The 12,362-nt window shown below is 57.4% G+C and carries 10 protein-coding genes and 1 pseudogene; 10 read left to right on the plus strand and 1 reads right to left on the minus strand.

Annotation, left to right across the window (positions count from 1 at the left end):
* The first annotated feature begins 54 nt into the window (after window positions 1–54).
* The 10 genes and pseudogenes from BLT38_RS20350 to BLT38_RS20390 all read left to right on the plus strand — a co-directional run bounded on the left by BLT38_RS20350 (window position 55) and on the right by BLT38_RS20390 (window position 11,873).
* The gene (locus BLT38_RS20350; RefSeq protein ID WP_083346814.1) at window positions 55–1,665 is read left to right on the plus strand and encodes a hypothetical protein; all 1,611 of its coding nucleotides are present in this window, start codon (window positions 55–57) and stop codon (window positions 1,663–1,665) included.
* Entirely contained in the window at window positions 1,662–3,278 is a 1,617-nt protein-coding gene (locus tag BLT38_RS20355) for a hypothetical protein (protein WP_083346815.1), read from the plus strand. The genes BLT38_RS20350 and BLT38_RS20355 overlap by 4 nt, the downstream gene beginning before the upstream one ends.
* Window positions 3,279–3,344: 66 nt before the next feature.
* On the plus strand, window positions 3,345–5,954 hold the full coding sequence (locus tag BLT38_RS20360) for a RelA/SpoT family protein (RefSeq protein ID WP_083346816.1): 2,610 nt from the start codon (window positions 3,345–3,347) through the stop codon (window positions 5,952–5,954).
* Between the two features lie 31 nt (window positions 5,955–5,985).
* The gene (locus BLT38_RS20365) at window positions 5,986–7,347 is read left to right on the plus strand and encodes an AAA family ATPase (protein ID WP_083346817.1); all 1,362 of its coding nucleotides are present in this window, start codon (window positions 5,986–5,988) and stop codon (window positions 7,345–7,347) included.
* A complete protein-coding gene (locus BLT38_RS20370) occupies window positions 7,337–8,200 on the plus strand; it encodes a DUF4435 domain-containing protein (protein ID WP_083346818.1) in 864 nt (287 codons plus the stop codon). The genes BLT38_RS20365 and BLT38_RS20370 overlap by 11 nt, the downstream gene beginning before the upstream one ends.
* Window positions 8,201–8,544: 344 nt before the next feature.
* Window positions 8,545–9,012: a hypothetical protein gene (locus BLT38_RS20375; protein WP_083346819.1), complete on the plus strand. Its 468-nt coding sequence runs from the start codon at window positions 8,545–8,547 to the stop codon at window positions 9,010–9,012.
* A 128-nt stretch (window positions 9,013–9,140) separates the two neighbouring features.
* Window positions 9,141–9,551, plus strand: a complete 411-nt coding sequence (locus BLT38_RS20380; RefSeq protein WP_083346820.1) for a hypothetical protein — start codon at window positions 9,141–9,143, stop codon at window positions 9,549–9,551.
* Window positions 9,552–9,599: 48 nt separating this feature from the next.
* Window positions 9,600–9,758 (plus strand): hypothetical protein, encoded by a 159-nt coding sequence (locus BLT38_RS20625; protein WP_156785235.1) that lies wholly within the window; start codon window positions 9,600–9,602, stop codon window positions 9,756–9,758.
* A gap of 96 nt (window positions 9,759–9,854) precedes the next feature.
* Window positions 9,855–10,550, plus strand: a pseudogene (locus BLT38_RS20385) (GDSL-type esterase/lipase family protein); the annotation flags it as partial.
* Between the two features lie 108 nt (window positions 10,551–10,658).
* Window positions 10,659–11,873, plus strand: coding sequence for an acyltransferase family protein (locus BLT38_RS20390; RefSeq protein ID WP_083346822.1), 1,215 nt, complete (start codon window positions 10,659–10,661; stop codon window positions 11,871–11,873).
* A 94-nt stretch (window positions 11,874–11,967) separates the two neighbouring features.
* Here the strand turns inward: BLT38_RS20390 and BLT38_RS20395 are convergent.
* Window positions 11,968–12,362 (minus strand): PQQ-dependent sugar dehydrogenase (locus BLT38_RS20395; RefSeq protein WP_419865726.1); only part of this gene is annotated, 395 nt, incomplete at its 5' end.

A 12,362-nucleotide genomic window follows, 5' to 3' on the forward strand; every position in this document is an offset into this window, starting at 1 on the left:
CTCACCGCCCCGGTAGCCTCTTTTTCTGAAACGATTCAGCTCCCAGAGGCCGCAGTGAACCTTCGCCACGCCGGAACGCTTTTCCTTCTCGCATGCAGTCTCGCGACAAAGGCCCAAACCACCGACTACCTCACCGAGGGCGCCGACAACGGTCGCACGGGCCAACTCCAGGGCGAAACGCTTTTCACAAAAGACAACGTCGCGCAGACGCACCTCCTCTGGAAGTTCCATACCGACACCCCCACGCGCGAGATGCACAATCTCTTCCCGCCGCTCATCGCCTCGCAGGTGCAAACCGCAGAAGGCGTAAAGCAGATCGGCATCATGGCCGGCATCTCTGACGATCTCTGGGGCATTGATCTCGCCACCGGCAAACAACTCTGGCATCGCCACTTCGACAGCGCGTACACACCACCGCCAAACGCGCGTCCCGCAGGCACGCTCTGCCCCGGCGGCCAAACCGCCATGCCAGCCATGACCAAGTCTTCAGACGGCCACTACATCGTCTACGCCGTAGGCTGGGACGGCCGCTTGCTCACCATCGACCCCGGCACCGGCAAAGACATTGAAGCCCCGCAGAAGTGGCTCCCATCCAACGCCAAGCCCTACGCCCTGAACATCAAGGACGGCGTGGTCTACTCCTCCGTCTCACAGGGGTGCGGCGGCGTTGCGTTCACCTTCTTCTCGTATGACATCGCCACAAAGAAGAGCAGCCTCTTCGTTCCCACTGGTGGCGGTCTCTGGGGACGCCGCGGTGTCTCCGTCTCCCCGCAGGACGTCGGCTACATGGGCACCGGCGACGGCGAATGGAATCCTGAAGCCGGTCATTTCGGCAACGGCATCGTCGGCCTTCATCTCAACAACGGCAAGGAACTGCGTCTGCAGGATTACTTCTCCCCGCCCAACGCCGATTACATGTTCAAGCGCGACCTCGACATCAACGTCACGCCCGTAGCCTTCGACAGCAAGGGCCATCATCTCCTCGCAGGCACATCGAAAGAATGCCGCGTCTGGCTCCTCGATCGTGACGAACTCGGCGGCGACGACCATCGCACCTCGCTGTACAGCACGCCGCTCATCTGCAACGTGCAATCCAACTACGCCAACGAAGGCGTATGGGGCGCCATGAGCACATGGAACGACGCGAGCGGCCAGACATGGCTCACCGTCCCGTTCTACGGCCCCATCAACCCCGCCTTTCACGCGCCCATCGACAACGGCACCAACAGCAAGACCAAAGAGCGCAACAAGCGCGGTGGCCTCGCCACCTTCAAGGTGAACGAACGCAACGGCAAGTGGTCGCTCGATCCCGCATGGATCAGTGAAGACATCGACAACGGCGAAACCGCCATCATCGCCAACGGCATCGTCTTCGCCTACGCATCGGGTGAAGACGCCGCGCAGGCCCGTGTCGATCAGGCATGGAACGAACCACCTCCACCGCCGTTGCCGCAAATACCCACATCCATGCAGTCGGCGGTTCGCATCCAGCACTCACGCCGCGCCGTGCTCTACGCCTTCGACGCCACCACCGGCAAAAAACTATGGGACAGCGGCACACAGATCCAGGGCTGGAACCACTTCACCTCCATCTCCGTAGCCAACGGCCGCGCCTACATCACCACCTTCCAGGGTGACCTCTACTGCTTCGGAGTCGCCAAATGAAAACCTTCTCAGGCATCCTCCTCGTCGCAACCATCGCAGGCACAGCACACGCCCAGTTCTCGCGCACCGGCCCCGAATGGACCACCTCCGCCATGGATGCGCAACGTTCGCGCTCCGTCCCAGCCGACGTCCAGATCACGCCCGAAACCGCAAAAGACTTCCAACTCCTATGGAAAGTCCCAGTCCAGAACAAAGGCGAACTCTCCGAACCGGTACAGGTAAACACCTTCATCGCGTACACCGGCTTCAAAGCCTTAACGGTAGTGGGCGGCACCAACGCCATCTTCTCCGTCGATTACGACCTCGGCCGAACCTACTTCGACAAACACTTCACCAGCACCTCCAAAGCCTGCCCCATAGCGCTCGCAGGCCCCATCGGACGACTCACCCCACTCGTCCCACCACCCGTCACGGGCACAGGCCGCAAAGGCGGCTACCACTCATCAGTCTCCGCTCCCGGAGCCGGCGTAAATCTCGGCGAAGTCAGCCGCGCTCGCCCCGTAGCAGCACCTGTTCCAGCACCGGCCTCCACACAAACCCCCGCACCAGCCAACGCTCCCGCACCCAACGGCCCAGCTATCGGTGGAGCCTCAGGCCCCGGCGGCATCCCTGCGGACAACAAACCCATCACCGGCCCTGTCCGCACCGGCCCAGCCCCCGGCACCGGCCTGTACAAAGGCTCGCAGCCACTCTTTTACGTAACGACCGACGGCATCCTGCACGGCATCAGCCAGGGCAGCTTCAAAGAGCTACACAAGCCCGCCCCATTCCTGCCCGCAGGCACCGGCGTAGCCTCACTCATTGACGTCGACGACATCATCTACGCCAGCACCGCCAACAACTGCGGCCCGGCATCCGACTCCGTCTACGCCCTCGACGTCTCACACCCTGTCGTCTCCGGCATGGACCCCAACTCACCGCAACCCGCGCCCACCAAGTGGCAATCCAGCACCGGCCCCATCGTCGGCATCCCGGCATTCACTGAGTCCGGCATCCTCAACGTCGCCACGCCAAAAGCCATCGCGCAACTCGAACCGAAAACCCTGACCCACCGCCTCGACATCCCGGCTCCAACAGGCACCACCTTCACCTCGCAGCCAGTCATCTTCCGCGACGAGTCCAGCAAAGAACAGCTCGCCATCACCACCGCCGACGGCCGCATCCACGTCCTCTCCGCCACCGCCGCAGCAGGCACACCAGACATCACCAGCGCTACAGAAAACAACTTCAAACCCAACGCCCTCACCACCTTCGAGTCCGAAGGCACACGCTACCTGCTAGCAACAGACACGACCGCAACCACCGGCACCATCCACGCCTACAAACTCACCAGCACCGCGCTGGAACCGGCATGGACTTCCGCCACCATCAACACCCCATCCGCCCCCATAGCCATAAGCGGAGTCGTCTTCGTCCTAAGCAAAGGCACTCACAAAACCAACGCCACGCTCTACGCCCTCGACGCCACCACCGGCAAACCCCTCTGGAACAGCGGCACCCAAATCACCAGCCCCGTCACCACCAGCGCCCTAAGCTTCAGCCCCGGCCAAATCACCTTCGCCACCGCCGACAACACTATCTACGCCTTCGGCCTAAAAATCCCAACACAATAGAAAGCTCCAACACAAAGCAAATCGCGTGCAGATAGCCTCGTCCATCCGAGCAAGCTAAAATAGCTCATGGACCTCCCGCAGGCGTCTCCTGCGAACCCCGGAAATTCTGATCTCTCCTCGAGCGACTCTGGTCGCAACTTGGAGGCGGCTGTACCTGCGCTTACGCCGCTCTCCCCACAGGACTCCCATCGCCGCAACCAGACGCTTCCCGTCGCCAACGGCATTGAGGCCATGTTGGAGATGGACAACACCCTGCCCGTCCCCAATCCCAACCTCGCCGAACCAGAAGGCACGCTCGCGCCCGCTGAATCCACGCCCGCGCCTCAGCCCTCCGGCAACCCCAAGTCCGCGCAATACCTCCCCGGCTTCCCAGCAGCGCTGACCACCAAGATCGACGCCGACTTCGAAACCCTGCTCGAAACCGTCCACGAAGCGCGCCCTGCCGACGACCTCGAAATCATCCGTTCCGCTTGGCTCTTCTGCCTCTCGCAACACGAAGGCCAGAAGCGCGCCAGCGGCGAACCTTACGTCATCCATCCGCTTGAAGTCGGCCAGGTCCTCGCCGAAATGAAGATGGACAGCACCGCCATCGCCGCCGGCCTCCTCCACGACGCCGTCGAAGACACCGACGTCTCCTCCCAGGAGATCTCCCGTCGCTTCGGCCCGCAGGTCGCGCACATCGTCGAAGGCGTCACCAAGCTCGACCGCATCAAGTTCGCCAACAAGGAAGACCACCAGGCCGAAAACATCCGCAAGATGCTTCTCGCCATGGTCAGCGACATCCGCGTCGTCCTCATCAAGATGGCCGATCGCCTGCACAACATGCGCACCCTCGCGCACCTCAAGCCTGAGAAGCAGACGCGCATCGCCAAAGAGACCCTCGAAATCTACGCGCCACTCGCCCACCGCCTCGGCATGGGCAAACTCCGCGGCGAATTCGAAGACCTCGCCTTCCAGTACGTCGACCCCGAACGTTACCTCCAGCTCGCGCAAGACGTCGAACTCCTCCGCAACCGCGGCGGGTCAGAGTTCCTCAGCACCATCGCAGACCGCCTCAACCTCGAACTCACCCGCCACGGGCTCCCCGGCCGCGTCGAGTTCCGCATCAAGCGCCTCTACTCCATCAACTCCAAGCTGCAGGCGCATGCATCCGAAGGCGGCTCGCCCGAACTCAGCTCCGTCCACGACCTCTTCGCCGTCCGCGTCATCACGCAAACCGTGCAGGACTGCTACGCAATCCTCGGCCTCCTCCACAGCATCTGGCGTCCCGTCCCCGGCCGTATCAAGGACTTCATCGCCATGCCGCGCCCCAACCTCTACCAGTCGTTGCACACCACGCTCGTAGGCGAAGGCGGCTACCAGTTTGAAGTCCAGATCCGTACGGAGGAGATGCACCGCATCGCCGAAGACGGCATCGCCGCGCACTGGAAGTACAAGGCCAACGAAACCGTAAACGCCAAGGACGAGCAACGCCTCGCCTGGGTCCGCCAGCTCATGGAATGGCAGAAGGAGATGACCGACCCCAACGAGTTCATGTCGACCCTCAAGATCGACCTGTACCCCGAAGAGGTCTACACCTTCACCCCCAAGGGCAAAGTCGTCGTCCTGCCCAAAGACGCCACACCCATTGACTTCGCGTACACCATCCACACCGAAGTCGGGCACACCACCACCGGCGCCAAGGTCAACGGGCGCATCGTGCCCTTGCGCCACCGCCTCCGCAACGGCGACATCGTTGAAATCACCACGCAGACCGGCCACACGCCCTCGCGCGACTGGCTCAGCTTCGTTAAGTCCTCACGTGCCCGCAACAAGATCAAGCACTGGCTCAACGAGCATCAGCGCGAACGCGCCATTGAGATAGGTCGTAAGTTACTTGAGCGTGAAGCCCGTAAGTTCAAAGTAAGTCTGCATAAGTTATCTGACGACGATTACACCCGCGCCGCCAATGACTATGGCTTGGGCAACGCCTCTGACTTACTCGGAGCCATCGGCTTCGGTAAGTACTCCGCACGTCAAACGCTCAATAAGTTAGTCCCCGGCAGCACCACCGGCCACAACGCGGAAGGGCAGGGCACAGAATCATCGCAGCCCGGCACCGTAGGTGCGGCGATTAACGCGGGTAGCCTCTCCGCCGTACCGCCATCAGAACTTAGCAAGATGTCTGACGCCATCAAGCGCGTCTACTTTGGCAAAGGTTCTGACTCACTCCAGGTCGAAGGCCAGAACGACTTACTCGTCTACCGCGCCCGTTGTTGTAACCCCATCCGCGGTGAAGAAATCGTGGGCTACGTTACAAGAGGAAAGGGCGTCGCCGTCCACGCCCGTAGCTGTCCCAACGTACAAAACCTTCTCTACGAGAGCGACCGCCGCATCAACGTCGAATGGGCGCCTGACGCCCCCAGCGCAGCCGGTGGAGCCAAACCCACCCGCTACCCCGTCCGCCTCATCATCACCTGCGACGACCGCAGCGGCATGCTGAAAGAGCTAACGGCCATCATCTCCGACGACGACACCAACATCCGCAGCGTCGACAGCCGAGCCAACGACGACGGCACCACAGCCACAGTAGAGTTCGTAGTAGAAACCCTCGACCTACGCCACCTGAACAAACTCACCGTAGACCTACGAAGAGTCCCAGGCGTCCGCGAAGTCCAGAGAGTTAGCAAGATATAGTGGTTCCATCCGTTGAGATGGAGCGTGTGCGATGAATGAGCGAAGTAGCACGATTGGTGCCCAAGAGCCGGACGAGCCTACAACAACAGGACTGACACCTCGTGCAATTACTCGGATCGCGGTAACTGAGCTCTTTGGTTACCTGAACTACGACCTGCACACTGAAGCGTCCGACCACGAGTTCTCGAAACTCTTCATCCTTTATGGAGAGAATGGTTCAGGAAAGACTCGGCTTCTACAAGCCGTCTACCACCTGCTTTCCCCCGCCATGAATAGAGGGCACAGGAAGCGGCTCGCAGAACTGCCGTTTTTACGTTTGTCCGTAGCGATTTCAGGAGGTTGCTCTATCGTTGTTTCACGAGCAAAGGCAGAAACTGGAGATTATTCAGTTTATTGCGACTGCCCAGACATAGACGCTCCATTTGAAGTCTCGTACTTGGTCAAAGACGGAGAATTTGGTTCTGACGAAGAAGAGCGGCGTTTCAAGGCTTTTTTAAGAAAGCTCAACATTCAGATTTACTTACTTTCAGCAGAACGATCGTTCGCTAGCGATGTCTTACCTAATGAAGACCGAACGATCACGCACAGCAGGGATCACCTTGGCCGAATAATAAGACGGGAATATGACGCGCCCGAATTTGCCCAGCCACACCCCCTGACCCATGCGATGTCAGCCGTGACCGAGTACATCCGAGGAAAGTCTCGCAGAGCTACAGCCATGGGGAGCGTTAACGCCAACGCGATTTACAGCGAAGTGATCAGTAGTATCGCCAAGGTTGGACCCGTTGTAGCGGATCAGGCAAATCTTGAGTCACTCAGGATGAGGCTCTTTGAACTCTCAGATCGCTCGAAGGCCTTCGCAGAATTGAAGATGATTGCTCCCCTCAAATCTGACGATTTGGACAAGGGGTTGATCGAAGCAGATGTCAGCAAAGCCAATCTAGTCTCAAGCGTTCTCACGCCATATCTCGACAGCATTCAGGCTCAACTGAATGCATTACAGCCTGCGCAAAAGCTCGTATCGACGCTACTAAAAACAGCGAATGACTTCTTAATAGGCAAGAAGCTCAGATTCACAATCCCTGCTGGCCTGTATCTCACGAGCCGCGGAAGCACTCTGGATCCCACGCTTCTATCCTCGGGTGAACAACACTTATTGCTGATGTTCTGTTATGTCATCATTGCCCAAAACCGACAGACTATCTTCATCATTGATGAACCAGAAATATCTCTGAACATTAAATGGCAGTCGAAAATACTACAAAGCCTTCTGAAACTTTCTGGAGATGCGCCTATGCAGTTTCTTCTTGCTACACACTCAATCGAGCTAATAAGCGAATACATCGAGGGAGTGGTGCGACTTCCTCCTTACAAACACGAAGATGCTTTTTGACAGACGACGGGTTATTGATCTCATAGCCAGATACAAGCTAGAACCTTCTCTCCGCGACATATATGTGGAAGGTGCTGTCGATGAACGGTTGGTTCGACTCGTTCTTCGGCAGATAGGGTGCACGAATGCATCTGTTTTTCGTATCGATGTCGTCGATGTTACGGACGACATGCTCACTCGCGTGGGCCTCAATCGAGGAGAGAAGGCAGAGGTAATTGCGCTTGCCTGTGAGTTGGAGAGAGAGCTGGGGAGAACACTATCCTTTACCGGAATAGTTGATGCCGACGCAGATCGTTTACTCGGTTTGGAGCATAATTGCTCTCTCCTTCTGACGACCGATTACACATGCATGGAGATGTATTGGCTAGAAGAGCAGACCATCGACAAATTTTTATCATTTATCGGCGTCGACGACGTTGATCTAGCTGGGTTTTGTGCAATCCTTCGCCAGCCGCTCCAAGAAGTATTTCTCATTAGAGCTGCGATACAGGCGCTCAGGCTGCCGATCGCAATGAAGCCGTTCTCTCGATATGTCACGGAGAATGACGGCGTCCTCATCCTAGATTGTTCGGCGTATATCGACGCTCTTCTCAACGCTGCTTGCCTTACCAGGAAGCGCAACGATCTTGTTCGTAAGACGGAAGAGCTACGGGGGCTCCTAGCTGAGGACTTGAAGCATTCCGCTCAGGGACATGATCTTTTTAGTGCAGTAATTATCGCTTTCAGGAAAAAATTGCATGCCATGGGGTTAAGGGAAGACAAGGGTGTGTCTCACGCACTTTGGTGGGCGCTCAACCTTAACGCCTTGCAGGAATCGCCGCTCTTTGCCTCAGTTCTTGCAAGAGTTTCATAGGCTCCAACTCATGGGTTGGCATCAACTAAAACTAAACAAGATGAATGCTGTCAACCCCTTGTTCCGTCCAAGCCCAACAAACCAAAGCAAATAGAGTTGGCATGGTATTTCCCCAAACTCACTACAATAGAAACAGGACAAGAAAAGGGCCGCGCATCGCGCGGCCCTAACTCGTTTAGAAAGACGATTTTGCCCCTAACCCCAATGGGAAGACGATTTTAGCGACAACGTCGCCGTAAACCCAATAGAAAGACGATTTTAGAAAAACAGGGGGGAGGGGGTACCCTCCCACACCACCAGGGCCAGCCAAAAGGCTGGCCTTCACCATTTCAAGGAGAAAACACATGCAATACGGACTTTGCCGCCACATCCGCTCCAACGGAGACCAATGCCAATCGCCGCGGCTCCTCAAAGCCGACTTCTGCTACTTCCACAATCGACTTCACCAGCAGCATCGCAGCGCCATCGCACCACAGCGAAGCACAGAAGTCATGCTTCCCGTCCTCGACAAGTCCGGCACGCTCGTCGGCATGGAACCCGCGCCCAGCCAGATACTCGACCTCGGCCCGCTGGAAGACCGCACCTCCGTCCAGATGGCCATCTCCACCGTACTCAACGCCTTAGCCGCAGGCCGTCTCGAACAGTCCCGAGCCACTGCGCTCCTCTACGGCCTCCAGCTAGCCAGCACCAACTGCATAGCCCGCCGCTTCGACCACAGCTACGCCGTCCAACCCGTCCACGACGTGGAGATCACACCCGAAGGCACCACCCTGGCCCCCGAGCCCACCCCACGCCAAAGCCGCCGAACATAATCCCGCAAAACAGGCATATTTCCACAGAAAGGACTATGCTGAAGAGAGCACACCTTCTCGCCTCTAGTCCTCTCCGGACTTCACCTCTAGACGAGCGCACTTCCGCAAGTCAGCCGTCTGGAGTCGAGATGACCACCTACCAAACCAAAGATGTCGTGTATTACGGCCTCCTGCAGCCTGCACCCAAACGTGCCTGGGCATCAGAAGCGCCCGTTGGCCTTGAGCTTTGCCGCCATCCGCAACAGCCGCCTCGCTATTCCATCCTCTCGCAGAGCCGTGAGGAGCTGGACAATCCGGACAACACCCCCGCTATCAGCATGTGGCCCTATCTGATTGCCTCTGCACAAACGCAGCGGCTCAACGAGATCAGCATCTACTCCGAGAAAGGCACCACCTCGGACAAACTACGCTTCCTCTACCTGAACGACTTCGCCCTCTCCATCTGGGATGAGATGGACAAGCACATTCAGGTGATGGGCCGCCTACACCGCCCCCCACGGTGCGCCGTACTCTCCTTCGGCATGCCCTTCTCAGACTAGGCAATCTTCCAACCAGCCAACAACGTTCAAAACGAAAGGGAGTTCATCATGACTCTGGATCAAGCAAAAGCCGCCCTCGCAACAGAGCAGGACGCATGGAATCAAGTGGTGAAACAGCCCAACACGCTCGAACGCAACATCGTTCTGGCCGCACATCGTGGTGAAATCGGCCGGTTAGAGAAGCTCATCTCCAAGTCCAAGCAGTAATCGGGTAAACCTCGTAACACTGCAGTAAAGGCCGCGCGATGCGCGGCCTTTACTGCGTCTAGGAAGACTAATCCCAACAGGCATCAGGGCAGGGAAGCCTATACTCACCTCGTGCGTTCCCTAGGCCTTTTACTCCTCTCAAGCTGTCTGCTGTGTTGTGCTTCTCTGCCTGCGCAGGTGCGCGTCATCAACGACGGATTTCCCGGTGAGAACACCGCGGAACTCGACGCGCGCATCGACAACGCCTTGCATGAGTTCCATCCGCAGATCGTGATCCTGTTCGCAGGCACAAACGACGCACTGAACGACAAGAAGCTACTTCCCCTCGAATCCACCAAACAGCATCTGGAATCGATGGTGAAGAGCAGCACAGCCGCAGGCGCGCAGGTAGTCCTCGTCGAGATCCACACACCCGATATGGTTCGCCTGATGAGCCGCCACAAGCTGGAAGACTACGGCAACATCGCCCCACTGCAACGCCTCGCGGCAGTGAACGACACCATCGCCCAGATAGCCCAGAGGGACCACGCCTCACTGGTCCACTTCGGCGACATCCTCAAACAGGCCGGCGGACCGAACGACCAGCTAAGCACCGACGGAGTCCACCTCACCCCCAAAGGCTACGCCCTGCTAGCCCAGGCCATCCGCCAGCAACTCCCCGCCACCCTACCTCCCAACACAACCATCCTCTGCCTGGGCGACAGCCTCACCTACGGCACAGGGGTACGCCCCCCCAGCGCCCCCGACACCCCCACCACCTACCCCTCCCAACTGAGCTCCCTCCTCAAGTAAGAACACAATTGCAGTCGCCGGAAACAAGGAAAATAGGGTAAACGTGGGTCCTAATGGCAAATGCTGCGGCACGACTTAGGTGAAATATCTGAATGCTAGTATCTGGGTATGCCGGAAGGTTCCAGCCTGCAACAGGCCTCAGGTGTAAAGGTGACTGATCACTCAAGGCGGCCTTCGCTGCCTTATGTCGGTCTAGACCTGGTACGTGTGGTTGCGGCTGTCATAGTCATGCTCTTCCACTTCTCATGGTGGGAATGGGCCGCGTATCACGGGAAGATTCCTGCTTCTGTGCCGACTTATCCCCGATTGGGGCTGATATTTGCGGGCGGGTGGGTAGGCGTAGAGATCTTCTTTGTCTTATCTGGCTTCGTGATCGCATTCTCTGCGGCAGGCAGTGGTGCATTGGATTTTGTGCGAAAGCGATTTATTCGCCTCTATCCTGCGGCGTGGATCTGCGCCAGCATAACCGCGCTTATCCGCATCATCGTGAATAAGGAGCCAGTAGCGTCAATTGAGCCACTCTGGCGCCACTCTATGTTGCTTGTGCCCAACTCAACTTGGATTGACGGAGTGTATTGGACCCTGGGGCTCGAGATGATATTTTATCTCATACTCTTCGTGCTGCTTGCCTTTCATGCCATGAAGTGGTTGGAAGCTGTCATGTCTGTCCTCACTCTTGCGGGAGCATGTTTCTGGCTTGAGGCGCTGTTAACGCAGCTCGGGGTTTTGAAGTCATTCAAGGCTGCAGACATTTCACATCACTTTCTGCATGGGCGTTTTTCGCAAATACTGCTTCTACAACACGGTTGCTTTTTTGCAGCCGGCGTCTTCCTGTGGCTTATCCTCTTACATCGTCCAACGGTGACGCGATGGTGTTTCCTCACGCTTGCCGTACTTACCGGAGCCATTGAAATCTTCTTTCATGCTCTGGATCTGGAAAAGCTATCTGGAATGGCAAATCTTCCGTTTGCATGGCAATTGCCTCTGGCACTCTGGTTAGGAAGCCTTGTAATCATCATGCTGTCCGTACGTAGAAATGAGCTGTGGAGCCGTTTCTTCCGCAGGCGTGGCGTACATCTAGTCCGTATCGCTGCGCTGACTACATATCCTCTTTATCTGGTTCATCAGATAGTGGGCTATGAAATGATGTCGTTCGCCTTCAGAAGATATTCAGCGTTTCTTTGCCTTGTCATAGCTTGCGTGGCATGTTCTCTGCTGGCATTCGCAATCCATCGATTCGGTGAACTGCCATTGCAGCGGTTGCTCCGCAAATTAACTGGGTTAAGAAGACGAGATCCGTTGCCTGCTGTCAGCGTGCCATGATGTTGAACTGCTCGCTGGCGTCAGAGTTAACAGGGGGCATTATCATTTCCGTTCCTGTATCAAAAGTTAATCGTGTGACGTCCGCCGAGTTAGGCTAAGGTTTGCCATCATAGGCAATGCGCCAGATGCGGCCCTTGTTGGAATCCGCAACATAGAGAGCACCATCTGGACCCACCGCAACGCCAACCGGACGATAGATAGCCCGCTTGATGTTCTTATCCTCAAGCGATGGACCAGCGAAGCCATCGGCGAAGATCACCGGCGTTCCTGCCTTGCTGCCCTTGAAGGGGACAAAGACGATATCGTAACCAGCGTGGCCTGAGGGATCATCACTATCCGCGGCACCATGCATGGCGAGGAAAGCTCCCCCGCGATACATAGCAGGGAACTGCTTCGCCTGATAGAAGGCCAGATCAAGCACAGCCGGGCGGCGAGGTTGGAAGAACGCTGCTACAGGGGTGGCATAGTTGCCATCGTGCGGCGCAGTCT

The organism is Terriglobus roseus, from assembly GCF_900102185.1.
Lineage (GTDB): Bacteria > Acidobacteriota > Terriglobia > Terriglobales > Acidobacteriaceae > Terriglobus > Terriglobus roseus_A.